The following is a 26,869-nucleotide window of genomic DNA, read 5'->3' on the forward strand; positions in this document are numbered from 1 at the left end:
TTCCTTCTTACTTGTGGTGAGTAAGCTGGAATATTCCGGCATGGGTTTCCTTCAGGCTAGAGCCTCACAGGTTCAATCACCACCTCCTTAGGAGGTGGTTTAAGGCTTACAACGAAAAACCCCGCGCAACTGGCGTTGCGCGGGGTTTTCTTTTGTCGAGGGAGTTGACCGGTAAGCCGGGTTCTGTCGTGGACAGTCATTCCTCTAGGCCAGCAATCGCTCACTGGCTCAAGCAGCCTACCCGGGTTCAGTACGGGCCGTACCATGTGAACCCCTATTTGGCCTTGCTCCGGGTGGAGTTTACCGTGCCACGAACTGTTGCCAGCCGCGCGGTGCGCTCTTACCGCACCCTTTCACCCTTACCTGATCCCGCTTGCGCGGGCCATCGGCGGTTTGCTCTCTGTTGCACTAGTCGTAGGCTTGCGCCTCCCAGGCGTTACCTGGCACCCTGCCCTATGGAGCCCGGACTTTCCTCCCCTCCATCTGTCTCCCCGAAGAGGACGGCAATGAAGCGGCGACTGTCTGGTCAACTCCGGCGCGGATAGTAGCGTCGCGGCAGCGGCAGGTCAACCGCTTTACGGCTGTTGTTGCTCCAGCGCGTGCTTATACAGCGCATTTTTCTTCACGCCGTGGATTTCGGCCGCCAGCGCTGCCGCCTTTTTCAGCGGCAGCTCTTTTTGCAGCAGCGCCAGCGTGCGCAGCGCCTCAAGCGGCAGCGCATCCTCCTGCGCCTTGTGGCCTTCGACGATCAGCACCATCTCGCCGCGGCGGCGCACTTCATCTTCCTGCACCCACGCCAGCAGTTCGCCCACCGGTGCGCCGTGGATAGATTCCCAGGTTTTGGTCAGCTCGCGCGCCAGCACCACATAGCGCTGCGGGCCCCAGACGGTGACCATGTCCTGCAGGCTTTCCAGCAGGCGGTGAGTGGATTCGTAGAAAATCAGCGTGCGCGGTTCCTCCGCCAGCGCCATCAGCGTATCCTTGCGCCCCTTGGTTTTCGCCGGCAGGAAGCCTTCATAGCAGAAGCGGTCGGAAGCGACGCCCGCGGCGCACAGCGCGGTAGTGGCGGCGCAGGCACCCGGCAGCGGCACCACGCGAATGCCGGCCTCGCGGCAGCGGCGCACCAGGTGATAACCGGGATCGTTGATCAGCGGCGTGCCGGCGTCGGACACCAGCGCGATGCTCTGGCCTTCCTGCAGTTTCGCCAACAATTGATCGGCCTTTTGCTGTTCGTTGTGATCGTGCAGCGCGAAAAGACGCGCGTTGATCGCGAAGTGTTGCAGCAGCAATCCGGTATGGCGCGTGTCTTCCGCCGCGATCAGATCAACGCTTTTCAGTACCTCTAACGCACGGTGGGTGATATCGCCCAGATTGCCGATGGGGGTGGGCACCACATACAGCGTTGATGCAGAAATGACTGATTGTTGGTGTTGATTCATTGTTTCATCCGGGTTGCCGATTTAATATTGAGCATCTTGAAAAAAACATCACTGGATACAGTATGCTTTCCTCAACATTCGTTCGTACCAAAGCAGGGCGTTCCAAGCCTGTCCGACTTACCGCAGTCATCGCGGCCGCCCTTTTCCTGGCAGGCTGTCCAAGTCGGGCCCCGCAAACGCCGCCCGCCAATATACAGGACGAAGCGAGCGCCAGCTCCGATTACTACCTGCAGCAGTTGCAGCAAAGCAGCGATGATAACAAGGCTGACTGGCAATTACTTGCTATTCGCGCCTTGCTGCGTGAAGGAAAACTGCCGCAGGCCGGCGACCAGTTGAGTCAACTGCCGAAAAATCTCAGCGGCGCGCAGCAGACTGAACGCCAGTTGCTGACTGCCGAACTGCAGATCGCCAACAAAAGCTACGTCAGCGCCCGCAGCACGCTGGGCCACCTGGACAGCGGTTCGCTGTCGCCGAATCAGAAGGTGCGCTACTACCAGGCGCAAATCGCCGCCAATCAGGGCAAAGCGTCGCTGCCCTTGATCCGCGCCTATATCGCTCAGGAGCCGTTGCTGACCGGCAAACCGCACCAGGACAACCTGGATCAGACCTGGCAGGCGCTGCTGCAGCTGACGCCGCAGGAGATGAACAGCCTGGTGATCAACGCCGACGAGAACGTGCTGCAAGGCTGGCTGGATCTGCTGCGCGTCTATCAGGACAACAAGCAGGATCCCGATCTGCTGAAGGCCGGCATCAAAGACTGGCAGAACCGTTATCCGAAGAACCCGGCGGCCAAAACGCTGCCGGCTCGCCTGAACCAGGTGCTGAACTTCACCCAGGCCTCCACCTCGAAAATCGCCCTGCTGCTGCCGTTGAACGGCCAGGCGAAAGTGTTTGCCGACGCCATCCAGCAAGGCTTCGAAGCGGCGAAAAACGGCGGTTCCATGCCGGCGCCGCAGCCTCAAGCCGCGCAACCGGCCAACGCGCCGGCCCAAACGGCGCCGGCCGATCAGGCCGCCACGGGCGACATCAACGCCAACGGCGCGGTCAGCCCTTCGGCGCAAGAGAGCCAGCCTGCCGTGACCGCCGCGCAACCCGCTGCGCCGTCCAGCGCGCCGATAACGCCGCTGCAGGCCGCCAACGCGCAAGTCAAAGTGTACGACACCACCAGCCAGCCGCTGGCCGCCTTGCTGAGCCAGGCGCAGCAGGATGGCGCCACCCTGGTGGTCGGGCCGCTGCTGAAAGAGAACGTCGATCAGTTGTCCGCCAGCACCACCACGCTGAACGTGCTGGCGCTCAACCAGCCGGAAACGCCGAAGGACAACCTGAACATCTGTTACTTCGCCCTGTCGCCGGAAGATGAAGCGCGCGACGCCGCTCGCCACATCTGGGAACAGCAGAAGCGTCAACCGCTGCTGCTGGTGCCGCGCGGCGCCTTCGGCGATCGCGTCGCCAAGGCCTTTAACCAGGAATGGCAGAAGCAAGGCGGGCAAACCGTGCTGCGTCAGGACATCGGCTCCGCCGGCGAGCTGCGCCAGATGGTGAACAGCGGCGGCATCCGCATGACCGGCACGCCGATGTCGAGCGCCCCGGCGCCGCAGAGCGTGACCATCGCCGGGCTGACCATTCCGGCGCCGCCGAGCGACGTGCCCGCCGCAACCGGCGGCGTCGACGCGGTGTATATCGTCGCCACGCAGTCTCAGTTGACGCTGATCAAACCGATGATCGACATGGCCACCAGCTCGCGCGGCAAGCCGGCGATGTACGCCAGCTCGCGCAGCTACCAGGCCGGCGCCGGCCCGGACTTCCGTCTGGAAATGGAAGGCCTGCAGTTCAGCGATATCCCGCTGCTGGCCGGTTCAAACCCTCAGCTGTTGCAGCAGGCCAGCGCGCGCTTCCGCAACGACTACTCGCTGGTGCGCCTGTATGCGATGGGGATGGATGCCTGGACATTGGCCAACCACTTTGCTGAAATGCGCCAGCTGCCGGGCTTCCAGGTTTCCGGCACCACCGGTATGCTGAGCGCGTCGCCGAACTGCGTGATCAACCGTAAGCTGCCTTGGCTGCAATACCGTCAGGGCACGGTCGTTCCGGTCTCTTGAACCCACGCGCCTCAGGGGCGGGCTATGAGTTACTGGCCCGCCGTCACCTGGAACACGCCGGGCTCACCTTCTGCGCCGCCAACGTCGCGGTGCGCGGTGGTGAGCTCGACCTCATCATGCGCGACGGCGCTACCTGGGTATTCGTCGAAGTGCGCTACCGCCGCAACGACGCCTTCGGCGGCGCGGCCGCCAGCGTCACCTTTCGCAAACAACGGCGGTTGCTGCACGCCGCCGCCGTTTGGCTAGCGGGGCGCGGAGCCAGTTTTGACACATCATCTTGCCGTTTTGATGTTTTGGCCATTACCGGTAGCCAGTTAGAATGGATACCCAACGCCTTCAATGCGGATTAATCGGGGTTTTGCGGCGCAGACCGGCCCTTTGACTTAGTGGATTAATACAACGTGCTGGATAGAATTAAAGTCTGTTTTACCGAAAGCATCCAAACCCAGATCGCGGCGGCGGAAGCATTGCCGGACGCCATTTCCCGCGCTGCGATGACGCTGGTTCAATCCTTACTCAACGGCAATAAAATCCTGTGCTGCGGCAACGGCACCTCGGCGGCCAACGCGCAGCACTTCGCCGCCAGCATGATCAACCGTTTTGAAACCGAGCGCCCCAGCCTGCCGGCCATCGCCCTCAACGCCGACAACGTGGTGCTGACGGCAATCAGCAACGATCGGCTGCACGACGAAGTGTACGCCAAGCAGGTGCGCGCGCTCGGGCACACCGGCGACGTGCTGCTGGCGATTTCCACCCGCGGCAACAGCCGTGATATTGTGAAAGCGGTCGAGGCGGCCGTCACGCGCGATATGACCATCGTCGCGCTCACCGGCTACGACGGCGGCGAGCTGGCCGGGCTGCTCGGCCAGCAGGACGTCGAGATCCGCATCCCGTCGCACCGCAGCTCACGCATTCAGGAAATGCATATGCTGACCGTAAACTGCCTGTGCGACCTGATAGACAACACGTTATTCCCCCACCAGGACGATTAAGGAACTGAGATGAAGCTAAAAGCCACATTTGCAGTGCTGTCCAGCGCCCTGCTGTTGCAAGGCTGTATCGCCGGCGTCGTCGTCGGCAGTGCGGCCGTCGCCACCAAAACCGCCACCGACCCGCGCAGCGTCGGGACCCAGGTGGATGACGGCACGCTGGAAGCCAGGGTCGAAAACGCCCTGAGCAAAGACCAGCAGTTGAAGAAAGATGCCCGGGTGGTCGCCACCGCCTATCAGGGCAAGGTGCTGTTGACCGGCCAGTCGCCTAACGCCGATCTCACCGCGCGCGCCAAGCAGATCGCCATGGGCGTGGAAGGCACGAGCGAAGTGTATAACGAAATCCGTCAGGGCACGCCGGTCAGCCTGAGCACCGCGTCCTCCGACACCTGGATCACCACCAAGGTGCGTTCGCAGCTGTTGACCAGCGATACGGTGAAATCGTCCAACGTGAAGGTCACTACCGAAAACGGCGAAGTGTTCTTGCTGGGCCTGGTCACGCAGCAGGAAGGGCAGTCGGCGGCGCAGATCGCCAGCCAGGTCAGCGGCGTGAAGCACGTCACCACCGCCTTTACCTATGTGAAGTAATCCGCTTGGCGGGAACGGCGCCCTGCCGTTCCCGCCCGTTTAATCCAGCGAGTTCTCGCGTAAAAACGCTTCCCCGCCCAGCTGCCGCATCTGGCGCATGATCCACTGTTGACGCTGCACCACATAGCCGGACGGCGCATCGGCCCTGAAACGATGCGGATTCGGCAATACCGCCGCCAGCAGCGCCGCCTCGGCCGCGCTCAGCCGTTTAGCCGGCTTATGGAAAAAGCGCTGTGAAGCCTCCTCCACGCCGAATACTCCGTCACCGAACTCGACGATGTTCAGATACACCGTCAGAATGCGCCGTTTGGTCCACACCAGCTCGATGCCCGACGTCAATCCGGCCTCCAGCCCTTTGCGCAGCCAGCTGCGGCCATCCCACAGAAACAGGTTCTTGGCGGTTTGCTGCGACAGCGTGGACGCGCCGCGGATACGCGTCGGGCGCTTCTCGTTGTGGCTGAGCGCCTTTTCAATGGCCGCCACGTCGAAGCCCCAATGGTCTGGAAACTTCTGATCCTCCGCCGCCATCACCGCCAGCGCCATTTGCGGCGAGATGTCGTCCATCGACACCCAGTCCGAATGGGCGACGTAGCCGAAGTCGCCGTTCAGCCAGGCGCTGACTTGCCGCTCCGCCATCACGGCGGAAAACGGCACCGGCAGGAAGGCGAAGAGCACAATGCCCAACGCCCACAGACCGAGGATCGCGATGACGCCGCGCTTCAGCCAATACCACGGGCGCAGCCGCCGCCATCCGCCGAGCGATTTTCTCATTCGGCCAGTTCCAGCACCCGCGCCACCAGCTTATCGATGCCGAGGGCCGCCTGCGCGATCGACGGCGCCAGCATATAGGCCGGCGTGGTCACGATCTTGTGATCGCTGTCCACCACGATGTCGTCCACCGGGCAAATCACCGGTTCGCCGCCCATGGCGTCAATCACTTCTCCCAGGTCCGGATCGTTGCCAATGGTCAGCCGCGCTTGTTGATCCAGCAGTTTCGGCAACAGCGCCGGCGCGATGCACATCAGGCCAATTGGTTTGTTGGCCTTATGCATCTCGCGCGTCAGGCGCGCCAAATCTTCATCGACCCAACATTCCGCGCCGGCTTCGGCGAAATTGCTGAGGTTCTTGGCGGCGCCAAAGCCGCCGGGCACGATCAGCGCATCCAACTGCGCGGCCTCCGCCAGCGCCAGCGGCTGCACCGCGCCGCGGGCAATGCGCGCCGACTCAATCAGGACATTGCGCGTCTCCGCCATCTCATCGCCCGATAAGTGATTAATAACATGGCGTTGTGGTTTATCAGGCGCAAAGCACACCGCCTGCGCGCCGGCACGATCCAACGCCAGCAGCGTCAGCACCGCTTCATGGATCTCCGTACCGTCATAAACGCCGCTGCCGCTGAGGACTACACCCACCTTTTTCATCACTCTTACTCCTGTCGCTGCTGTCAACTGGTTCGTGCTCGGAGTTGACAAACACTAATCTACATCACACATTTTAATGAATCTTCTAACAAGAGCGCTTACATTTGCTATGTTGTTGGCTGTATGATGTTTAGGAATTCGCTACAACCTGCTCGACCAGAACACTGAAACCAATACGCAGGTTCACAATTTCCCTGGTGTTGGCGCAATATTCGCGCACCCCGGCTTAGGTCGGGGTCATTTTTTTTCAGCGTTCTCTACCCAAGCCCGCAGTACCTGCACGTCGTTGCGCCACTCTTGCTTCAACTCATCCACCCAGTCCTGCACGTTATCCCACCAGGCCGGCAGCGTCGGCGTTTGAATCTGCTGCGCCAGCTGCTGCAGATGGCGCAGACCGACCGAACCGGCGGCGCCCTTGATCTTGTGCCCTTCCTCGGTGATGCCTTTTTGATCGCGCGCCGTCATGTTGGAGTCCAGCACCGCCAGATAGCCCGGCATCATCTGTTCGAACATCTCCAGGCTTTGGTGGATCAGCTGTGGGCCAACCAAATCCATGTACTGCTCCAGCATCGCGGTATCGAGTAACGACTCATTAATCTGCATCGCCTTGTGCTCCGTTTTCTTTGAAGTGTGAGAAGGTTGATGATCCCAATAGTGTTTGATGACCTGGGTCAATGCCGGCACCGACAGCGGCTTGCTCAGCACATCGTCCATGCCCGCCTCGAGGTACTCTTTTTTGTCTTTCAGCACGTTGGCGGTCAGGGCCACCAGCGGCGGCAGCGCCTGCCCGGCGTAGCGCTCACGCAGCGCCCGGGCGATGTCCAGCCCGGTCATGTCCGGCAGTTGAATGTCCAGCAGCACCAGATCGAACTCGTCCGGATCGAACATCACCAGCGCATCGTGGCCGTTCATCGCCACCTCGACGCTGTTGCCCAGCTTCTCCAGCACCGAGCGCGCCACGATCACGTTCAGTTCGATATCCTCCACCAGCAGGATGTGCAGCGCCGGCAACGGCAGCTCCTCTTCCTCCGGCGCCGCGCTGACGGCTTCCTGCACCGCCGGCGCCTGGATGGTCAGAGTGAAGCAAGAACCGTGCCCCTGTTCGCTGCGCACGGTGATGTCGCCGCCCATGCTCTGCGCCAGCCGCTTGGAGACCGCCAGCCCGATGCCGGTGCCGGTGGCCGGGCGGCCGCCGCGCTGATCTTTCACTTGGTAATACATGGCGAAGATCTTGTCCTGCTCGTCCTGCGGGATGCCCATGCCCGAGTCTTCCACCTCGAACACCAGCTTCTCCTGCGCCTCGCGCCGCACGCGCACCACGATTTGCCCCTGCTGGGTGAATTTCACCGCGTTGCCGATCAGGTTCCACAAAATCTGCCGCAGGCGCGTACCGTCGGTCACGATCTGCTGCGGCAGCGGCGTTTGCGGCTCCATGATGAACTGCAGCCCTTTCGGCTGCGCCAGCAGGCCGGAGAGATTCTCCAGATCCGCCAGGAAACCGGTGAAGTCCACCGGCTGGTTGTCGAGCTGCACCTTGCGCCGCTCGAGCTTGTCCATTTCGATAATGTCGTTGAAGATATTGCCGAGGGTGATGGCGCTGACGTGAATGGTCTTCAGGTATTTCAGCTGCTCGTCGTTCAGCTCGGTATCGAGCAGGATGCGGCTCAGGCCGACGATGCCGTTAAGCGGCGTACGCAGCTCGTGGCTGATGGTGGAGATAAAGGTGGTCTTCTCCCGGCTGGCGTTCTCCAGCGCGTCCTGGTAGCGCTTACGCTCGGTAATATCGCGGCCGAAGCCCATCAGCCCGTGGCGTTTGCCCACCCGGTCGTAAAACGGCACCTTGCGCAGTTCGAAACAGGCCTTGCGGCCGTCGGGATACACCAGCCATTGTTCGTAGGTCAGCGAGACATTGTGGCGGAACACCTTCTCGTCGGTCTCAATGACCTTTTCGGCGATCTCCTGGCCGTAGACGTCGAACGGCGTCAGGCCGATCAGCTGCTTCTCGCTCTTGCCGGTCAGCAGCTCCATCGCGCGGTTGCAGCCGGAGAACTCTTTGTCTTCGTTGCGGTAGTAGACCAGGTCCGGCGAGGCGTCGAGGAAGGAACGCAGCAGCGCCGACTGCTGGCCCAGCTCAACCTGCGCCAGCTCGCGCTGTTCCATCTCTTCCGTCAGCTTCTCCATCACCTGCAGGCGCTCTTCTTCCGCCTTGATGCGATCGGCGATCTCCTGATTCAGCTGACTGATATTGTCTTTGAGCTGCTGATTGAGCTCCAGATCGCGGTGGCGCATCTCTTCCAGCTTGTCCACCAGCCGCGCCAGCCGTTGGCGCGACTCCTCCAGCTGCTCCACCACCACCGAGAGGAAGTAGACCGCCCACGGGGTGATCAACAGGCCGAAGAAGATTGAACGCACCACGTCGATGCTTTCCACTTCGCCGCGCAGCAGCATGGTCACCGCCATCTGCACCACCATCGCCAGCACCACCAGCGCCGAGGCCAGCAGCAGCGAGAAGCGCACCAACCCCAGTTTCACCATTAAATCAACGTAGTACTGGGCCAACACCCGGATTTGCTTCATAGCGGCTCCCATCAGACACAATCTTTTGAATCATACCGTAAATTTTTCCGCCGTGTCTGAGAGTCAAGTCCTGCTAACGGAAAATAGCGGCTCTGGCGTGCATCGGGCGGTTCATTGCCGTCGACACCGTGGAAAAGCACGTTGATCAATCCGCTCATACTTAGGGATTAATCACTTGTAACTAAAAGACTTTTTATGTGACGCACCCCACACCTCAGCCGCTTGAGAAGGCCTTTCTGTTAATATATTAATGATGCACCGTGCATGACGCATGCTTTAGCAGACACGGATAGCGAAGCCCTGAGGCTTGAAGTAAGGGAAAGGATGTTATCCCGCGGTTTACTTTCACCGGCAGCAGCGTTGTGGCCAGCCCGGCAGGCTTCCTCATTTCCCTGACGTGAGGATTGACCATGTTAACCATCTATCGCATTACCCTGTTCGTCCTGTCTTTGACCGTTATTTTGCCCCTGAAGGCCGCCACTGCCGTGACCGGCTACCTGAATGCAGAGCAACGGCAAATCGCCACGCTGTTGCCGCCGCCGCCTTCAACGGATACGCCGCAGAATCGGGCGGATCTGCAGGCGGTTCTGGCCATTCAGGCTAACCGCACGGCGGAACAAATCGCCAAAGCCAAGCGGGACGACCACCTGGAAGACGCCGCCTTCCCCTTCGCCCGCGAGATCTTCGGCCCGACCTTTACCGTCGAACGCCATCCGCTCACCGCCTCCCTGTTCCGCCGGGTCTATCAGGACTTTGAACAAAGCCTGATGCCCGCCAAGGCCTTCTATGGCCGCCTGCGCCCCTATGAGGCCGACAGCCGCGTGAAACCGCTGCTGCCGCCGCCGGAAGGCGATTCCTACCCTAGCGGACACGCGATGGACAGCTACCTGACGGCACTCCTGTTGGCGCAGATGGTGCCGGAAAAACGCAGCGCGCTGTTTGAGCGGGCGGCAAGCAATGCGCAAAGCCGGGTGATTGCCGGCGTTCACTACCCGAGCGATCTGGAAGGCGGCAAGTTGGCGGCGACGGCGCTCGCCGCACGACTGCTGGCGAATCCGCAGCTGCAGGCCGATCTGCAGCGCGCCCGCGTGGAGGTGCGCGCCAACCTGCAGTTATAACGTCGGTGAATAATGCAGGGCGGCATCCAGCGCGCTGCCCTGCCCGCCGTATTGCTGCAGATAAGCGCCCACCGCCTGCATGCCGCGCCAGCGGTTTTCGCACCACAGCGGCGCCAGTAGCGTAGGCCGACGGGCGCTGGCGGACAGGCGGTGATACACCACCTCGCCCGGCGTGTGGCGGATCATCTCCCCGGCGCTGACGGCGTAATCTTCCAGCGCCAGTTCGGGCAAGCGCCCGGCGCGCCACGCGCGGGCCAGGGTGCTGCCGGTAACAACGTGCAGCGGATGCAGCTTGATGCCATCCACGCCGCTCTCCACCACCCGCTGCAGCGTGAGCAGATGATCGCGCTGGGTTTCTCCCGGCAGCCCGACGATCAGATGGCAGCACACCTTCAGCCCGCGCTGCCGAGCCCTTTGCGCGGTCTGCTGATAGCAGCGGAAATCATGGCCGCGGTTGATGCGTTTGAGCGTTTTATCGTGCGCCGTCTGCAGCCCCAGTTCCAGCCACACTTCATAACCCTCTTCGCGATACCCCGTCAGCAGATCCAATGCGGCGGGCGGCACGCAGTCCGGCCGGGTGCCGACGCACAGGCCGACCATGTCGCTCTGCGCCAACGCCTGCCGATACATCGACGCCAGCAGTTCGACCTCCGCATAGGTGCTGGTATAGGCCTGAAAATAGGCCAGATAGCGCCGCGCCCGGTCGACCCGCGCGGCCTGTTGCGCCAGCTGTTCGGCGATACTCTGCCGCTGCATCGCCTCATCGGCGAACGAAGCGACGTTGCAGAACGTACAGCCGCCGCGCCCCAACGTGCCGTCGCGGTTAGGGCAGCTGAATCCGCCGTGCAGCGTGAGTTTATGGATCTTTTCGCCATGGCGGCGCTGGAGATCTGCGCCAAACATATTGACTAATTGCGGCAACTGCATAATCTTGGTGATTCTCTGTGTTCAAAGCCGCGATGCTAATAAGAAACGGCTTTTCCCGCGATGACAGAGATCAACGCTTTCCCCGCAAGGCGCCACCAGGCATAACTATTCATCATAAACGCAAATCAATTCACTATAATTCTGATGAATTATTCTAATCGTCACGCAACCGTTAACGGCAATATGACAACACGGTGAAAAATAGTCATAAACATCAACTAAGCAATATCTTATAGAATAAAACTCTGCCATTAACCCCCGCACTAGCATGGTGCAGAGATTAAGGGGTTGCACTATAGTGAGACAGCTCACACTTCTGCGGGGATCGGCGTTGCCCCACGATAGTGCAAAAATGCATTAAACACCTTATTTTTCAAATAAATAAATACCATAAATTCGATAAGAATCTATCTTAAGCCCACATTTGACCTGCGAATTCTTTCTCGCTAAGTTGGAAGTCCGCTGGAAGCTTTCTGGACGGGCAAACGTCTCGTCATATTTATGCAGTAATTGAAGACTCCCTCTTAAAACAAGTCCTATACCACTTGTGAGACCGTCACGAGAGGCCATTGATGGAGGGCGGAAAAGCAGATTGGCGGGGTTAACTTGCTGATTGGACTTCTGCCTGAAATTGGGAAGCCCCCTCGCAGTAGGTTGTGAGAGTCACGCAGAGCCTGGGGAGGTTCACGATATGTTGTACGATAAATCCCAAGAGAGGGACAACTGTGGTTTCGGCCTGATCGCCCACATAGAAGGCGAACCTAGCCACAAGGTGGTGCGCACCGCCATTCACGCGCTGGCCCGCATGCAGCACCGCGGCGCGATCCTGGCCGACGGCAAGACCGGCGACGGCTGCGGCCTGTTGCTGCAAAAACCCGATCGCTTCTTCCGCATGGTGGCGGAAGAGCGCGGCTGGCGTTTGGCCAAGAACTACGCCGTCGGCATGATGTTCCTCAGCCAGAATGAAGAGGAAGCGCGCCTCAGTCGCCGCATCGTGGAAGAAGAGCTGCAAAACGAAACGCTGTCGATCGTCGGCTGGCGCGAAGTGCCGACCAACCCGGACGTGCTGGGTGAAATCGCCCTCTCCTCCCTGCCGCGCATCGAGCAAATCTTCGTTAACGCCCCGGCCGGCTGGCGCCCGCGCGATATGGAGCGCCGCCTGTTCGTGGCGCGCCGCCGCATCGAGAAACGCGTGCTGGACAACAGCTTCTACGTCTGCAGCTTCTCCAATCTGGTGACGATCTATAAAGGCCTGTGCATGCCTGCGGATCTGCCGCGCTTCTATCTCGATCTGGCGGACCTGCGCCTGGAATCGGCCATTTGCCTGTTCCACCAGCGCTTCTCCACCAACACCGTGCCGCGCTGGCCGCTGGCGCAGCCGTTCCGCTACCTGGCGCACAACGGCGAAATCAACACCATCACCGGCAACCGCCAATGGGCGCGTGCCCGTACCTACAAATTCCAAACGCCGCTGATCCCAGATCTGCAGGCCGCCGCGCCGTTCGTCAACGAAACCGGCTCCGACTCCAGCTCGCTGGACAACATGCTGGAGCTGCTGCTGGCGGGCGGGATGGATCTCATCCGCGCCATGCGCCTGCTGGTGCCGCCGGCCTGGCAGAACAACCCGGACATGGACGGCGATCTGCGCGCCTTCTTCGACTTCAACTCGATGCACATGGAGCCGTGGGACGGCCCGGCCGGCATCGTGATGTCCGACGGCCGCTACGCCGCCTGTAACCTCGATCGCAACGGCCTGCGCCCGGCGCGCTATGTCATCACCAAAGACAAGCTGATCACCTGCGCCTCCGAAGTCGGCATCTGGGATTACCAGCCGGATGAAGTGGTGGAAAAAGGCCGCGTCGGCCCCGGCGAGCTGATGGTGATCGACACCCGCAGCGGCCGCATCCTGCACTCGGCGGAAACCGACAACGATCTGAAAAGCCGCCACCCGTACAAAGAGTGGATGGAGAAAAACGTCAAACGTCTGGTGCCGTTCGAAGATCTGCCGGACGATCAGGTCGGCAGCCGCGAACTCGACGACGCACAGCTCGAAACCTACCAGAAACAGTTCGGCTACAGCAGCGAAGAGCTGGATCAGGTGATCCGCGTGCTGGGCGAGATCGGCCAGGAAGCCACCGGTTCGATGGGCGACGATACCCCGTTCGCCGTGCTCTCCAGCCGGCCGCGCATCGTTTACGACTATTTCCGCCAGCAGTTCGCGCAGGTCACCAACCCGCCGATCGATCCGCTGCGCGAAGCGCACGTCATGTCGCTGGCCACCAGCATCGGCCGTGAAATGAACGTGTTCTGCGAAGCCGAAGGCCAGGCGCACCGCCTGAGCTTCAAATCGCCGATCCTGCTGTACTCCGATTTCAAACAGCTCACCACGCTGGAAGGCGAATACTATCGCGCCGAGACGCTCGATCTGACCTTCGATCCGCAGCAACAGGATCTGGAGCAGACCATTCGCGCCCTGTGCGACGAAGCGGAACGCAAGGTGCGCGAAGGCGCGGTGCTGTTGGTGCTGTCCGACCGCGCCATCGCGCCCGGCCGCCTGCCGGTCCCGGCCCCGATGGCCGTTGGCGCCGTGCAAACCCGCCTGGTAGAGAAAAGCCTGCGCTGCGACGCCAACCTGATCGTTGAAACCGCCAGCGCCCGCGATCCGCACCACTTCGCCGTGCTGCTCGGCTTCGGCGCGACCGCCATCTACCCGTACCTGGCCTATGAAACCCTGGCCAAGCTGGTGGACAGCCAGGCGATCGACAAGAAATACCGCGACGTGATGCTGAACTACCGCAACGGCATCAATAAAGGCCTGTACAAGATCATGTCCAAAATGGGCATCTCGACCATCGCCTCTTACCGCTGCTCCAAGCTGTTCGAAGCGGTCGGCCTGCATCGCGATCTGGCGGATCTGTGCTTCCAGGGCGTGGTCAGCCGCATCGGCGGCGCCAGCTTCAGCGACTTCCAGCAGGATCTGCAGAACCTTTCCAAGCGCGCCTGGCTGAAACGCAAACCGCTGGAGCAAGGCGGCCTGCTGAAGTTCGTGCACGGCGGCGAATACCACGCCTACAACCCGGACGTGGTGAACTCGCTGCAAAAAGCGGTGCACAGCGGGGAATACAGCGACTATCAGGCCTACGCCAAGCTGGTGAACGAGCGGCCGGTCGCCATGCTGCGCGATCTGCTGGCCATCACGCCGAAAGGCGAACCGATCCCGGTCGATCAGGTTGAACCGGCGGAGTCGCTGTTCAAACGCTTCGACACCGCGGCGATGTCGATCGGCGCACTGAGCCCGGAAGCGCACGAGTCGCTGGCGATCGCCATGAACGGCCTCGGCGGCTTCTCCAACTCCGGCGAAGGCGGCGAAGATCCGGCGCGCTACCGCACCAACAAGGTGTCGCGCATCAAACAGGTGGCCTCCGGCCGCTTCGGCGTGACGCCGGCCTACCTGGTGAACGCCGACGTGATCCAGATTAAGGTGGCGCAGGGCGCCAAACCGGGCGAAGGCGGCCAGCTGCCGGGCGACAAGGTGACTCCGTACATCGCCAGACTGCGTTACTCGGTGCCGGGCGTAACGCTGATCTCCCCGCCGCCGCACCACGACATCTACTCGATCGAAGATCTGGCGCAGCTGATCTTCGACCTGAAGCAGGTCAACCCGAAAGCGGTGATCTCGGTGAAACTGGTTTCCGAGCCGGGCGTCGGCACCATCGCCACCGGCGTGGCGAAAGCCTATGCCGATCTGATCACCATCGCCGGTTACGACGGCGGCACCGGCGCCAGCCCGCTGTCCTCGGTGAAATACGCCGGCTGTCCGTGGGAACTGGGCCTGGTGGAAACCCAGCAGGCGCTGGTGGCCAACGGCCTGCGCCACAAGATCCGCCTGCAGGTGGACGGCGGCCTGAAAACCGGCGTCGACATCGTCAAGGCGGCGATCCTGGGCGCGGAAAGCTTCGGCTTCGGCACCGGGCCGATGGTGGCGCTGGGCTGTAAATACCTGCGCATCTGCCACCTCAACAACTGCGCGACCGGCGTTGCGACTCAGGACGACAAGCTGCGCCGCGATCACTACCACGGCCTGCCGGAACGCGTGACGAATTACTTCCAGTTTATCGCGCGTGAAACCCGCGAGATCATGGCGCAGCTGGGCGTGAGCCAGCTGGTGGATCTGATCGGCCGCACCGAGTTCCTGACCGAGCTGGACGGCATTTCCGCCAAGCAGAACAAGCTGGATCTGGCGCCGCTGCTGAAAACCGCCACGCCGCATCCGGGCAAAGCGGTGTACTGCACCGAAAGCAGCAACCCGGCGTTCGACAAGGGCTTGCTGAACAAAGAGCTGCTGGCGCAGGCGCAGCCGCATATCGAAGCGAAGCAGGGTAAAACCTTCTACTTCGACATTCGCAACACCGACCGCTCCGTGGGCGCCATGCTGTCCGGCGCAATCGCCGACGTGCACGGCGATCAGGGCATGGCGGCCGATCCGATCAAGGCGCACTTCTCCGGCACCGCCGGGCAGAGCTTCGGCGTCTGGAACGCCGGCGGCGTCGAGCTGACCCTGACCGGCGACGCCAACGACTATGTCGGCAAAGGCATGGCCGGCGGCAGCATCGCGGTGCGTCCGCCGATCGGCTCCGCCTTCCGCAGCCATGAAGCCAGCATCGTCGGCAACACCTGCCTGTACGGCGCCACCGGCGGCAAACTGTTCGCCGCCGGCCGCGCGGGCGAACGCTTCGCGGTGCGCAACTCCGGCGCCATCACCGTGGTGGAAGGCATCGGCGACAACGGCTGCGAATACATGACCGGCGGCATCGTCTGCGTGCTGGGTAAAACCGGCATCAACTTCGGTGCGGGCATGACCGGCGGCTTCGCCTACGTGCTGGACGAAGACGGCGAGTTCCGCAAGCGCGTGAACCCGGAGCTGGTGGAAGTGCTGGATGTCGATCAGTTGGCGATCCATGAGGAGCACCTGCGCGGCCTGATCACCGAACACGTGCAGGCGACCGGATCTTCCCGCGCGGAAGAGATCCTGGCCAACTGGCCGGAGTGGGCGCCGAAGTTCGCCCTGGTCAAACCGAAGTCCAGCGATGTCAAAGCGCTGTTGGGTCACCGTAGCCGTTCCGCAGCCGAGCTGCGGGTGCAGGCGCAGTAAGAGGTAGGTCATTAATGAGCCAGAACGTTTACCAATTTATCGACCTGCAGCGTGTTGATCCGCCAAAGAAACCGCTGAAGATCCGCAAAATCGAGTTCGTCGAGATCTACGAACCGTTTTCGGAAACCCAGGCCAAGGCCCAGGCGGACCGCTGTCTGTCCTGCGGCAACCCGTATTGCGAGTGGAAGTGCCCGGTGCACAACTACATCCCGAACTGGCTGAAGCTGGCCAACGAAGGCCGCATCATGGAAGCGGCGGACCTGGCGCATCAGACCAACAGCCTGCCGGAGGTGTGCGGCCGCGTGTGCCCGCAGGATCGCCTGTGCGAAGGCTCCTGCACCCTGAACGACGAATTCGGCGCGGTCACCATCGGCAATATCGAGCGCTACATCAGCGATAAGGCCATCGAAATGGGCTGGAAGCCGGACATGTCGCACGTGCAGCCGACCGGCAAGCGCGTGGCGATCGTCGGCGCCGGCCCTGCCGGGCTGGCCTGCGCCGACGTGTTGACCCGCAACGGCGTCAAAGCGGTGGTGTATGACCGTCATCCTGAGATCGGCGGCCTGCTGACCTTCGGCATCCCGGCCTTCAAGCTGGAAAAGGAAGTGATGGTCAAACGCCGCGGCATTTTCAGCGAGATGGGCATCGAATTCCAGCTGAACACCGAAGTGGGCAAAGACGTCAGCATGGAGACCTTGCTGAGCGAGTACGATGCGGTATTCCTCGGCGTCGGCACCTATCAGTCGATGCGCGGCGGCCTGGAGAACGAGGAAGCGCAGGGCGTGTACGACGCGCTGCCGTTCCTGATCGCCAACACCAAGCAGCTGATGGGGTATGAAGCCGATCAGCACGAGCCTTACGTCAGCATGGAGGGCAAGCGGGTGGTGGTGCTGGGCGGCGGCGATACCGCCATGGACTGCGTGCGCACCTCGGTGCGCCAGGGCGCGACGCAGGTCATCTGCGCCTACCGCCGCGACGAAGCCAACATGCCGGGCTCCAAGCGCGAAGTGAAGAACGCCCGGGAAGAAGGGGTGGATTTCCAGTTCAACCTGCAGCCGCTGAGCATCGAACTAAACAGCGCCGGCCGCGTGGCCGGGGTGAAAATGGTGCGCACCCAGCTGGGCGCGCCGGATGCCAACGGCCGTCAGGCGGCGGAGCAGGTACCGGGTTCCGAACACGTGATCGACGCGGACGCGGTGGTGATGGCGTTCGGCTTCCGCCCGCACCGCATGGACTGGCTGGCGGCGCACGACGTGCAGCTCGATAAACAGGGCCGCATCCTGGCGCCGGAGGGCAGCGACAACGCGTTCCAGACCAGCAACCCGAAAATTTTCGCCGGCGGCGACGCGGTGCGCGGCTCCGACCTGGTGGTGACAGCGATTGCCGAAGGCCGCAAAGCGGCAGATGGCATCATGAACTACCTGGAAGTGTAAACCTTCCGTACCATCGGAGGCCCGGCATATTGCCGGGCCTCCGTTTTTAGCCTGCCACGCTTTGTCACCCCTCCCCCTCTCCTCACCGTCTCAACGCGCTATAGTATTGAGTTGGCACCATTGCGGGGCGCGGCTGCGCCTGACACCGAAATAAGGATAGCGAACATGAAATGCTCCATTTCCCTGTTGGCCGGCGCGCTGCTGGCCGTCAGTTTCAGCGCTTCAGCCATGGCGCTGGATTCGCAGGAGGTTGGTTACAATATCGAAGCGCGCGGCGCGCGGCCGGCCGTGGCTCAGTTAGGCAAGGCCGGGCAGTTCAACGCCGTGGAAAACAGCATCCGGCTGGGGGACGACAATTGGATTGCCCTGGCGCCCAAGCTGGCCGGCGGCGGCAATGCCGGCTTTACCGCCGGCATCAAATCGGCCCTCTCCGCCGCCCTGATCTACAATCCGGCGGCGGTGTTGCGGGCGCTCAACAAAGGCAACGATCTGCCGCTCAATGACATTTGCACCGCGCCGCCGGAAGTGCAAGGCGACACCGCCGTCACCAGTTTCCGCCAGCGCGCAACCCGCGCCTTGTCCACCGTGCGCGTAGGCGATCTCAGCGCGCCGCGCGATGCCTGCATTGCCGCCTTGAAAGGCTGATTCATTTCTGCCGGGCAAAAAAAAGCACCCCATGAGGTGCTTTTTCGTTTGTTCGCGCGGGCTTATTTCACCACGCGCAGCGCCGGGCGGCCACCGCGCGGCGGCTGCGGCGGTTCGTCGTCCGGGCCGTTGTCTTCCGCGGTGTCCGGGCGATCGCCGTCGATCACCGACATCAGCGTTTCCGAAGGGATCGTCTCATTGTCCAGGCCTTCGAACACGCCTTCGCTCTCGTCGTAGGCGGCTTCCGGTTCGAACATCGTGCCGGCACCGTTTTCACGCGCATAGATCGCCAACACGGCGGCCATCGGCACCGAAACCTGACGCGGCACGCCGCCGAAGCGCGCGTTGAACTGCACGTCTTCGTTGCCCAACGCCAGGTTGCCTACCGCGCGCGGCGCGATATTCAGCACGATCTGGCCGTCACGTGCGAACTCCATCGGCACCTGCACGTCCGGGCGAGTCACGTCGACCACCAGGTGCGGCGTCAGCTGGTTATCCAGCAGCCAGTCGTAGAACGCCCGCAGCAGATACGGGCGACGCGGCGTCATCTGAGACATGTCCATCGCGCTTAGCCCCGGGTCTGCAGGCGCATTTCACGCTCGGCTTCTGTCAGGGAAGCCAGGAAGGCGTCGCGTTCGAAGACGCGGGTCATGTAGCCTTTCAGCTCTTTGGAGCCGGCACCGCTCAATTCGATGCCCAGCTGCGGCAGACGCCACAACAGCGGCGCCAGGTAGCAATCCACCAGGCTGAACTCTTCGCTCATGAAATACGGCGTCTGACCGAAGATCGGCGCGATCGCCAGCAGCTCTTCACGCAGTTGGCGACGGGCGGATTCCGCTTCCTGGCCGCTGCTCTTCTCGATCTTGTCCATCAGCGAGTACCAGTTCTTCTCGATGCGCAGCATCATCAGACGGCTCTCGCCACGGGCAACCGGGTAAACCGGCATCAGCGGCGGGTGCGGGAAACGCTCATCCAGGTATTCCATGATGATGCGGGATTCATACAGGGTCAGTTCGCGATCGACCAGCGTAGGCACCGTCTGGTAAGGGTTGAGGTCAATCAGATCTTGCGGCAGGTTATCCATTTCGACCTGCTCGATCTCGACGCTGACACCTTTCTCCGCCAGTACGATGCGTACTTGATGGCTAAAAATGTCGGTCGGGCCAGAGAACAGCGTCATTACCGAACGTTTGTTGGCAGCGACAGCCATGAAAACCTCCAAGTTATCTAGAAAATACTGCGAATAGCCAACTGACAGGCTGCTATCCTGAATAATCTTGCCGCAGGCCGGCAGCACGCAGCGCGACCCGAGCCCATGAAAAACCGGCCCAGGGGGTCAACTGCACGGCGAACAGGCGCAAAAGTGGGTGATAGTTTACCAGATTTTGCTTGTTTTGTGGGGGCGGTGCGGCGAATTCATGTTGAATTGTCTGATATGCCACAGATTTTAGTCGGGGATGGCGGATTTCAGGCATAAAAAAACCCGGTGAAGCACCGGGTTTTTTGCGTAAATCGCACTGCCGAAGCAGCGAAAATTAACGCTTGGAGAACTGCGGACGACGACGTGCTTTACGCAGACCGACTTTCTTACGTTCAACCTGACGAGCGTCACGGGTGACGAAGCCAGCTTTACGCAGTTCAGAACGCAGAGTCTCATCGTATTCCATCAGTGCACGGGTGATACCGTGACGGATAGCGCCAGCTTGACCGGAGATACCACCACCTTTAACGGTGATGTACAGATCCAGTTTGCCAACCATGTCGACCAGTTCCAGCGGCTGACGAACTACCATGCGGGCAGTTTCGCGACCGAAGTACTGTTCCAGGCTGCGCTGGTTGATAACGATGTTACCGTTGCCCGGCTTGATGAAGACGCGAGCGGCGGAGCTTTTGCGGCGACCAGTGCCGTAGTATTGATTTTCAGCCATTGCCATTAATCCCGATTAAATGTCCAGAACTTGCGGTTGCTGTGCCGCGTGATTGTGCTCGGTGCCCGCGTAAACTTTCAGTTTACGGAACATAGCACGACCCAGCGGGCCCTTTGGCAGCATGCCTTTAACCGCGATTTCAATCACGCGCTCAGGACGGCGGGCAATCATCTCTTCAAAGGTCGCTTGCTTGATACCACCGATGTGGCCGGTGTGGTGGTAGTACACTTTGTCTGTACGCTTGTTGCCGGTTACAGCAACTTTGTCAGCGTTCAGAACGATGATGTAATCACCGGTATCCACGTGCGGGGTGTATTCCGCTTTATGCTTGCCGCGCAGGCGACGAGCCAGTTCAGTAGCGAGACGGCCTAAAGTTTTACCATCTGCATCAACAACGTACCAGTCGCGTTTTACGGTTTCTGGTTTAGCTGTAAAAGTTTTCATTAGAAAGCTTACCCAATAATTAGTTACACGTTGGTGAACACCCAAACGCTCGAAAACAGTTGAGGCTCACACGACCATACAAGTCCAGCAAACCTACCCCTTCGAATAGCCATTGCCGGCACTATAAAGTTTTTGGGAAAAAAAACTTTGTTGTAACGTGGGGTCGCAAGATTATAGAGAAGTCGCTCACAAAGATCGAACGGTTTTTGAATGGAAAATAAATTTATCGCCGGCGGCAGGCAACCGGCGATAGGCCCGGCGGACTCAGGGCAGATGCGGCAGCTTGAGGTACTCTTCGCTCTGCATTTCCTGCAGGCGCGACAGGCAGCGCTGGTACTCGAACTTCAGCCTCTCCCCCTGGTAGATCTCGAACATCGACGCCTCGGCGCCGATCACCAGCTTGACGTGCCGCTCGTAGAATTCGTCCACCAGCGCCAGGAAACGGCGCGCGGTATTCTCTTTCAACGGCCCCATCACCTGCACATTATACAGGATCACGCTGTGATACAGCCGCGACAGCGCAATGTAATCCAGCTGGCTGCGCGCCTCTTCGCACAGCGTATGGAAATCCACCGCCAGCACGCCGTCCACCGAACGAATGGCCTGCAGCGGCCGATGGTTGATCTGCAGCACCGGCGCCTCCTCCCCCGCCTTGCCCGCCAGTTTGACGAACATCCGATCCAGGGTCGCGCGCGTCTGGTCGTTCAGCGGCGTCAGATAGAGGTGAGCCTGGGTCAGGGTGCGCAGACGATAGTCGATGCCGGCGTCGACGTTCATCACGTCGCAGAACTCGTTGATCAGATCGATAGCCGGCAGGAAACGCGCCCGCTGCAGGCCGTTGCGATACAGATCGTCCGGCGGGATGTTCGACGTAGCCACCAGCGTGATGCCGCGGGCGAACAGCGCCTGCAGCAGCGTGGCCAGCAGCATGGCGTCGGTGATGTCGGACACAAAGAATTCGTCGAAGCACAATACGTCGGTTTCGGCCTTGAAGCCGTCGGCGACGATGTCCAGTGGGTTTTCCTGCCCTTGCAGTTCGGTCAGCTCTTCATGCACCCGCAGCATGAAGCGGTGGAAGTGCAGACGCATTTTGCGATCGCCCGGCAGGCTGTGGAAGAACATGTCCATCAACCAGGTTTTTCCGCGCCCGACGCCGCCCCACATATACAGCCCCTGCACCGGGCGCTGCGGCGCCGTTTCGCCGCCTTTGCCCAGCAAACGGCTGAGCTTGCCGCGCAGCCCGCCGGCCGGCGCGCTCGCCGCCGGTTTTTGCAGCAAGGCCTGATAAATGCGATCCAGTTGAGTGACGGCCCGGCGTTGAACCTCATCGGCCTGATATTCCCCCGCCTCCAGCGCCTGCTGGTAGCGAGATAACGGTGATAGTGCCTGCATCTGTTCGATGTTCCCTAAGAACGCTTAGAAATTATTTAGCCAACGTTGGCGGCAAGTTGATGCCGATTCGCACCGTTATCGCCACAAATGCCCGCTGCGGGCACCGCTGAAAACCCTGTAAACACTGGGTGGAAGCGCATCAGGATTCCACTCTGACAAGGTTAACGGTTATAGTGGATATTATTAAGTGAAAAATCCCTGCGGAACAACGAAGTCAAAATAGGAGTCATCATGACCTGGGAGTATGCGCTGATTGGTTTGGTCGTCGGTATCGTGATTGGTGCGGTGGCGATGCGTTTTGGCAACCGTAAATTACGTCAACAACAAGTCCTGCAGAACGAGCTGGACAAGAGCAAAACCGAGCTGGAAGAGTACCGTCAGGAGCTGGTCGGCCACTTTGCCCGCAGCGCCGAGCTGCTGGACAACATGGCGCGCGATTATCGTCAGCTGTATCAGCATATGGCGAAAAGCTCCAACAACCTGCTGCCGGATCTGCCGATGCAGGAGAACCCGTTCCGCTATCGCCTGACCGAAGCGGAAGCGGACAACGATCAGGCGCCGGTGGAAATGCCGCGCGACTATTCTGAAGGGGCCTCCGGCCTGCTGCGCGGCCAAAGCGCGCGCCGCGACTGATATCTCTTCTTCACCCGCGGGGCCACCCGCGGGTTTAACCCCGTTTGTGCCTTATTGACCTTCCTTCGCATTACCTTTACTGAACTTTGCACGCAAATTCACGGTCTTACCCTTCACTATGACAAGGTGATTGCCTTATCATCAAATTTTCATCGGCAGGTATTGAGAGAGTTATCATCAATGAAGAAAAAGTCGTTAATTCTTAGTGCATTGGCAATGAGCCTCGGCCTGGCGCTCAGCGCCGCACCGGTGGCCAACGCGGCCCTGCCCGTCGCCGTTCAGGGGCAGCCGCTGCCGAGCCTGGCGCCGATGCTGGAAAAAGTCTTGCCCGCCGTCGTGAGCGTGCATGTCGCCGGCACCCAGGTGCAGCGTCAACAGCTGCCGGAAGAGTTCAGACGCTTCTTCGGCCCCAATTTCCCCGGTCAGCAGCAGAGCTCTCGCCCGTTTGAAGGGCTGGGCTCCGGCGTCATCATCGACGCTGCCAAAGGCTACGTGCTGACCAACAACCACGTCATCAACAACGCCGATAAAATCCGCGTGCAGTTGAACGACGGCCGCGAACTGGACGCCAAACTGGTCGGCCGCGATGAGCAATCCGACATCGCCCTGCTGCAGCTCAGCGACACCAAAAACCTAACCGCCATCAAGATGGCCGATTCCGATCAGCTGCGCGTCGGCGACTTCGCCGTGGCGGTCGGCAACCCGTTTGGCCTGGGCCAAACCGCCACCTCCGGCATCATCTCGGCATTGGGCCGCACCGGCCTGAATCTGGAAGGGCTGGAAAACTTCATTCAGACCGACGCCTCGATCAACCGCGGCAACTCCGGCGGCGCATTGGTCAACCTGAACGGCGAGCTGATCGGCATCAATACCGCCATTCTGGCGCCGAGCGGCGGCAACGTCGGCATCGGCTTCGCCATTCCGAGCAATATGGCGCAGAACCTGAGCCAGCAGCTGATCGAATTCGGCGAAGTGAAACGCGGCCTGCTCGGCATCAAGGGCAGTGAAATGACCCCGGACATGGCCAAAGCCTTCAACACCGACGCGCAGCGCGGCGCCTTCGTCAGCGAAGTGCTGCCGAAATCCGCCGCCGCCAAGGCCGGCATCAAAGCCGGGGATATTCTGGTTTCCGTCGACGGCAAGCCGGTGAACAGCTTCGCCGAACTGCGCGCCAAGGTCGGCACCACCGCGCCGGGCAAAACCCTCAAGGTGGGCCTGCTGCGCGACGGCAAACCGCAGGAAGTCTCGGTCACGCTGGACAACAGCGAGAGCGCCTCGACCAATGCCGAAACGCTGTCTCCGGCGCTGCAGGGGGTTTCCCTCAGCAACGGCGCGCTCCCGAGCGGCGACAAGGGCGTGAAGGTGGAGAACGTGGATAAAGGCTCGACGGCGGCGCAAATCGGCCTGCAAAAAGGCGACGTGATCATCGGCGTCAACCGCCAGCGCGTGGACAGCATCACCGCGCTGCGCAAGGTGCTGGAAGCCAAACCGCCGGTGATGGCGCTCAATATCGTGCGCGGTAACGAAACCATTTATCTGCTGCTGCGTTAATTTGTGCAAAAACCGGGCTCGGTGACATACTGCGCCCGGTTAACTCATGCTATCCTCCGAACATCGTTCACCACACCACGAAAACTCCATGTTTGCTAAGCTCTTGCGTTCTGTCGTTATCGGTCTCATCGTTGCCGGCCTGCTGTTGGCCGCTCTGCCCGTGCTGCGCTCTTCCAACGGCCTGTTTGCAGAGAAAACCGAGAATACCAGCGACGAAACGCCGGTGAGCTACAACAAAGCGGTGCGCCGCGCCGCGCCCGCCGTGGTGAACATCTACAACCGCAACCTGAACGGCGCCGCCAACGTGCTGTCGCTCGGTTCCGGCGTGATCATGAACGAACGCGGCTATATCATCACCAACCGCCACGTGATCAAAGACGCTCAGCAGATCACCGTGGTGTTGCAGGATGGCCGCCGCTACGAAGCGCTGCTGGTCGGCTCCGACGGCCTGACCGATTTGGCGGTGCTGAAGATCGATCCCGGCAACCTGCCGGTGATCCCGACCAACAAAAATCGCGTTGCCCACGTCGGCGACGTGGTGCTGGCAATCGGCAACCCATACAACCTGGGGCAGACCGTGACTCAGGGCATCCTCAGCGCCACCGGGCGCATCAGTATGAGCACCACCGGCCGGCAGACATTCCTGCAGACCGATGCCTCAATCAACCGCGGCAACTCCGGCGGCGCGCTGGTCAACTCGCTGGGCGAGCTGATCGGCATCAATACCCTGACCTATGACAAAATCACCGACGGCGAAACGCCGGAGGGCCTCGGCTTCGCCATTCCGATCGAACTGGCCACCAAAATCATGGACAAGCTGATCCGCGACGGCCGCGTGATCCGCGGCTATTTCGGCATTCAGGGTAAGGAGATCATTCCGCTGCGTTCCTCCAATTCCGGCATCGATCGCCTGCAGGGCATCATCGTGACCGAAATCACGCCGAACGGCCCGGCGAGCAGCGCCGGTTTCCAGATCAACGACATCATCATCAACGTGGATAACAAACCGGCGGTGTCCGTGCTGGAGACCATGGATCAGGTGGCGGAGATCCGGCCGGGCACCGAGATACCGGTTATCGTGCTGCGCGACGGCAAGCGCATTACGTTGAAAATGACGGTGGGCGAATTCCCGGAAGACAACAATTAAAAAAGGGCCGGCATTGATAGCCGGCCCTTTGATTTTCATCCTGCCGACGCAGCCGCGCCGGCGCTAATGACTTACTCGCCTTTCACGCGCTCGATGTTAGCACCCAGCGCGCGCAGCTTGTCTTCAATACGCTCATAGCCGCGATCGATGTGATAGATGCGATCGACGACGGTCACGCCGTCGGCGATGCAGCCGGCGATCACCAGGCTGGCGGAAGCGCGCAGATCGGTCGCCATCACCTGAGCGCCGGACAGCTGCTCAACGCCGTGGCAGATCACGGTGTTGCTCTCGATTTCCGCGTGCGCGCCCATGCGGATCAGTTCCGGCACGTGCATGAAGCGGTTTTCGAAGATGGTCTCGGTGATGACGCCGGTGCCTTCCGCCACCAGGTTCAGCAGGCTGAACTGGGCCTGCATGTCGGTCGGGAAGCCCGGGTGCGGCGCGGTGCGCACGGTGACCGCTTTCGGGCGTTTGCCGTGCATGTCCAGGCTGATCCAGTCCTCGCCCACTTCGATATCGGCACCGGCTTCGCGCAGCTTGGCCAGCACCGCATCCAGCGTGTCCGGACGGGTGTTGCGGCACATCACTTTGCCACCGGAAACCGCGGCGGCGATCAGGAAGGTGCCGGTCTCGATGCGGTCAGGCAGCACGCGGTACACGCCGCCGCCCAGACGCTCGACGCCCTCGATGGTGATTTTGTCGCTGCCGGCGCCGCTGATCTTCGCGCCCAGCGTGTTGAGGAAGTTGGCGGTATCGACAATTTCCGGCTCACGCGCGGCGTTCTCGATAACGGTGGTGCCGGTCGCCAGGGTCGCGGCGCTCATGATGGTCACGGTCGCGCCCACGCTCACCTTGTCCATGACGATGTGCGCGCCCTTCAGGCGGCCCTCGACGGACGCCTTGACGTAACCTTCTTCCAGCTTGATCTCGGCACCCAGCTGCTCGAGGCCGGTGATGTGCAGATCGACCGGACGCGCGCCGATCGCACAGCCGCCCGGCAGGGAAACCTGACCGCGGCCGAAACGCGCCACCAGCGGCCCCAGCGCCCAGATGGAAGCGCGCATGGTTTTCACCAGATCGTAAGGGGCGCAGAAATCGTTCACGCCGCTGGCGTCCACGAAGACCGAACCGTTGCGCTCAATCTTGGTACCCAACTGGTTGAGTAGTTTAATGGTGGTGTCGATGTCCTTCAGCTTGGGGACATTCTGCAGCTCGACCGGCTCTTCCGCCAACAGGGCGGCGAACAGGATCGGCAGGGCGGCGTTTTTGGCCCCGGAAATAGACACTTCACCGCTCAGGCGGGTCCGACCCTGCACACGAAATTTATCCATCTGACTACTCTCTGTTATCTAATCTGAAGCTGCCCGCCCGGCAGGGCAAACAGCC

22 protein-coding genes and 1 other RNA gene are annotated in these 26,869 nt (G+C 61.1%); 11 read left to right on the top strand and 12 right to left on the bottom strand.

Translation table 11 applies throughout. From position 1 onward, the window contains the following. Positions 1 to 156: 156 nt before the first annotated feature. An RNA gene (gene rnpB / locus ACJ8HB_RS22575) (RNase P RNA component class A) lies at positions 157 to 534 on the bottom strand. A 41-nt stretch (positions 535 to 575) separates the two neighbouring features. Then, on the bottom strand, positions 576 to 1,439 hold the full coding sequence (gene rsmI / locus ACJ8HB_RS22580) for a 16S rRNA (cytidine(1402)-2'-O)-methyltransferase (protein WP_004937108.1): 864 nt from the start codon (positions 1,437 to 1,439) through the stop codon (positions 576 to 578). 62 nt (positions 1,440 to 1,501) lie between these two features. Between rsmI and ACJ8HB_RS22585 the strand changes: the two genes are divergently transcribed. Genes ACJ8HB_RS22585 through dolP form a run of 4 tightly spaced genes read left to right on the top strand, consistent with a single transcriptional unit; the run spans position 1,502 to position 5,115 of the window. Then, positions 1,502 to 3,538 carry a penicillin-binding protein activator gene (locus tag ACJ8HB_RS22585; protein ID WP_047570436.1) on the top strand — a complete coding sequence of 679 codons (2,037 nt, stop codon included), beginning with the start codon at positions 1,502 to 1,504 and terminating at the stop codon, positions 3,536 to 3,538. Beyond that, entirely contained in the window at positions 3,535 to 3,888 is a 354-nt protein-coding gene (locus ACJ8HB_RS22590) for a YraN family protein (protein ID WP_086556960.1), read from the top strand. The genes ACJ8HB_RS22585 and ACJ8HB_RS22590 overlap by 4 nt, the downstream gene beginning before the upstream one ends. 51 nt (positions 3,889 to 3,939) lie before the next feature. Beyond that, positions 3,940 to 4,530, top strand: a complete 591-nt coding sequence (diaA, locus tag ACJ8HB_RS22595) for a DnaA initiator-associating protein DiaA (protein ID WP_004937103.1) — start codon at positions 3,940 to 3,942, stop codon at positions 4,528 to 4,530. A 9-nt stretch (positions 4,531 to 4,539) separates the two neighbouring features. Further along, positions 4,540 to 5,115: a division/outer membrane stress-associated lipid-binding lipoprotein gene (dolP, locus tag ACJ8HB_RS22600; RefSeq protein ID WP_033636114.1), complete on the top strand. Its 576-nt coding sequence runs from the start codon at positions 4,540 to 4,542 to the stop codon at positions 5,113 to 5,115. 39 nt (positions 5,116 to 5,154) lie between these two features. On the opposite strand, the gene mtgA is transcribed toward dolP, so the two are convergent. The 3 genes from mtgA to arcB all read right to left on the bottom strand — a co-directional run bounded on the left by mtgA (position 5,155) and on the right by arcB (position 9,113). Continuing rightward, entirely contained in the window at positions 5,155 to 5,886 is a 732-nt protein-coding gene (mtgA, locus tag ACJ8HB_RS22605) for a monofunctional biosynthetic peptidoglycan transglycosylase (RefSeq protein ID WP_047570434.1), read from the bottom strand. Continuing rightward, complete coding sequence (elbB, locus tag ACJ8HB_RS22610) at positions 5,883 to 6,536, bottom strand: isoprenoid biosynthesis glyoxalase ElbB (protein ID WP_047570433.1); 654 nt, start codon at positions 6,534 to 6,536, stop codon at positions 5,883 to 5,885. Before elbB ends, mtgA begins: the two co-directional genes overlap by 4 nt. A 237-nt stretch (positions 6,537 to 6,773) precedes the next feature. Further along, positions 6,774 to 9,113 carry an aerobic respiration two-component sensor histidine kinase ArcB gene (gene arcB / locus ACJ8HB_RS22615; protein ID WP_094860182.1) on the bottom strand — a complete coding sequence of 780 codons (2,340 nt, stop codon included), beginning with the start codon at positions 9,111 to 9,113 and terminating at the stop codon, positions 6,774 to 6,776. Between the two features lie 410 nt (positions 9,114 to 9,523). Here arcB and ACJ8HB_RS22620 point away from each other — a divergent pair, with 410 nt between their 5' ends. Continuing rightward, entirely contained in the window at positions 9,524 to 10,231 is a 708-nt protein-coding gene (locus ACJ8HB_RS22620) for an acid phosphatase (protein WP_047570431.1), read from the top strand. Here ACJ8HB_RS22620 and ACJ8HB_RS22625 read toward each other — a convergent pair. Continuing rightward, a complete protein-coding gene (locus ACJ8HB_RS22625) occupies positions 10,226 to 11,158 on the bottom strand; it encodes a TIGR01212 family radical SAM protein (protein WP_047570430.1) in 933 nt (310 codons plus the stop codon). The two genes, ACJ8HB_RS22620 and ACJ8HB_RS22625, sit on opposite strands and share 6 nt — an antisense overlap. 691 nt (positions 11,159 to 11,849) lie before the next feature. On the opposite strand from ACJ8HB_RS22625, the gene gltB reads away from it, so the two are divergent. The 3 genes from gltB (at position 11,850) to ACJ8HB_RS22640 (ending at position 18,388) form a co-directional block, all read left to right on the top strand. Then, positions 11,850 to 16,310, top strand: a complete 4,461-nt coding sequence (gene gltB, locus ACJ8HB_RS22630; protein ID WP_047570429.1) for a glutamate synthase large subunit — start codon at positions 11,850 to 11,852, stop codon at positions 16,308 to 16,310. A gap of 14 nt (positions 16,311 to 16,324) precedes the next feature. Beyond that, positions 16,325 to 17,743 carry a glutamate synthase small subunit gene (locus ACJ8HB_RS22635; RefSeq protein WP_033649001.1) on the top strand — a complete coding sequence of 473 codons (1,419 nt, stop codon included), beginning with the start codon at positions 16,325 to 16,327 and terminating at the stop codon, positions 17,741 to 17,743. 165 nt (positions 17,744 to 17,908) lie between these two features. Next, a complete protein-coding gene (locus ACJ8HB_RS22640; RefSeq protein ID WP_047570428.1) occupies positions 17,909 to 18,388 on the top strand; it encodes a hypothetical protein in 480 nt (159 codons plus the stop codon). 62 nt (positions 18,389 to 18,450) lie between these two features. Here ACJ8HB_RS22640 and sspB read toward each other — a convergent pair whose 3' ends face one another. The 5 genes from sspB to zapE all read right to left on the bottom strand — a co-directional run bounded on the left by sspB (position 18,451) and on the right by zapE (position 22,152). Next, on the bottom strand, positions 18,451 to 18,951 hold the full coding sequence (gene sspB / locus ACJ8HB_RS22645) for a ClpXP protease specificity-enhancing factor (RefSeq protein WP_004937084.1): 501 nt from the start codon (positions 18,949 to 18,951) through the stop codon (positions 18,451 to 18,453). Between the two features lie 5 nt (positions 18,952 to 18,956). After that, positions 18,957 to 19,598 carry a stringent starvation protein SspA gene (gene sspA / locus ACJ8HB_RS22650; RefSeq protein ID WP_025304366.1) on the bottom strand — a complete coding sequence of 214 codons (642 nt, stop codon included), beginning with the start codon at positions 19,596 to 19,598 and terminating at the stop codon, positions 18,957 to 18,959. Between the two features lie 325 nt (positions 19,599 to 19,923). After that, positions 19,924 to 20,316 carry a 30S ribosomal protein S9 gene (gene rpsI / locus ACJ8HB_RS22655; protein WP_004937080.1) on the bottom strand — a complete coding sequence of 131 codons (393 nt, stop codon included), beginning with the start codon at positions 20,314 to 20,316 and terminating at the stop codon, positions 19,924 to 19,926. Between the two features lie 15 nt (positions 20,317 to 20,331). Continuing rightward, positions 20,332 to 20,760 (bottom strand): 50S ribosomal protein L13, encoded by a 429-nt coding sequence (gene rplM, locus ACJ8HB_RS22660; RefSeq protein ID WP_004937079.1) that lies wholly within the window; start codon positions 20,758 to 20,760, stop codon positions 20,332 to 20,334. Between the two features lie 264 nt (positions 20,761 to 21,024). Then, positions 21,025 to 22,152, bottom strand: a complete 1,128-nt coding sequence (zapE, locus tag ACJ8HB_RS22665; RefSeq protein ID WP_047570427.1) for a cell division protein ZapE — start codon at positions 22,150 to 22,152, stop codon at positions 21,025 to 21,027. A gap of 231 nt (positions 22,153 to 22,383) precedes the next feature. On the opposite strand from zapE, the gene zapG reads away from it, so the two are divergent. The 3 genes from zapG (at position 22,384) to degS (ending at position 25,483) form a co-directional block, all read left to right on the top strand. Next, positions 22,384 to 22,785 (top strand): Z-ring associated protein ZapG, encoded by a 402-nt coding sequence (zapG, locus tag ACJ8HB_RS22670; protein ID WP_004937074.1) that lies wholly within the window; start codon positions 22,384 to 22,386, stop codon positions 22,783 to 22,785. A gap of 180 nt (positions 22,786 to 22,965) precedes the next feature. Continuing rightward, positions 22,966 to 24,336 (top strand): serine endoprotease DegQ, encoded by a 1,371-nt coding sequence (degQ, locus tag ACJ8HB_RS22675; RefSeq protein ID WP_033636125.1) that lies wholly within the window; start codon positions 22,966 to 22,968, stop codon positions 24,334 to 24,336. 88 nt (positions 24,337 to 24,424) lie between these two features. Beyond that, positions 24,425 to 25,483, top strand: a complete 1,059-nt coding sequence (degS, locus tag ACJ8HB_RS22680) for an outer membrane-stress sensor serine endopeptidase DegS (protein ID WP_033636127.1) — start codon at positions 24,425 to 24,427, stop codon at positions 25,481 to 25,483. Between the two features lie 71 nt (positions 25,484 to 25,554). Here the strand turns inward: degS and murA are convergent, their stop codons facing one another. Continuing rightward, positions 25,555 to 26,814, bottom strand: a complete 1,260-nt coding sequence (murA, locus tag ACJ8HB_RS22685; RefSeq protein WP_094860183.1) for a UDP-N-acetylglucosamine 1-carboxyvinyltransferase — start codon at positions 26,812 to 26,814, stop codon at positions 25,555 to 25,557. Positions 26,815 to 26,869 lie beyond the last annotated feature (55 nt).

The sequence above is a fragment of the Serratia sp. CY27727 genome (assembly GCF_052169275.1).
Lineage (GTDB): Bacteria > Pseudomonadota > Gammaproteobacteria > Enterobacterales > Enterobacteriaceae > Serratia > Serratia sarumanii.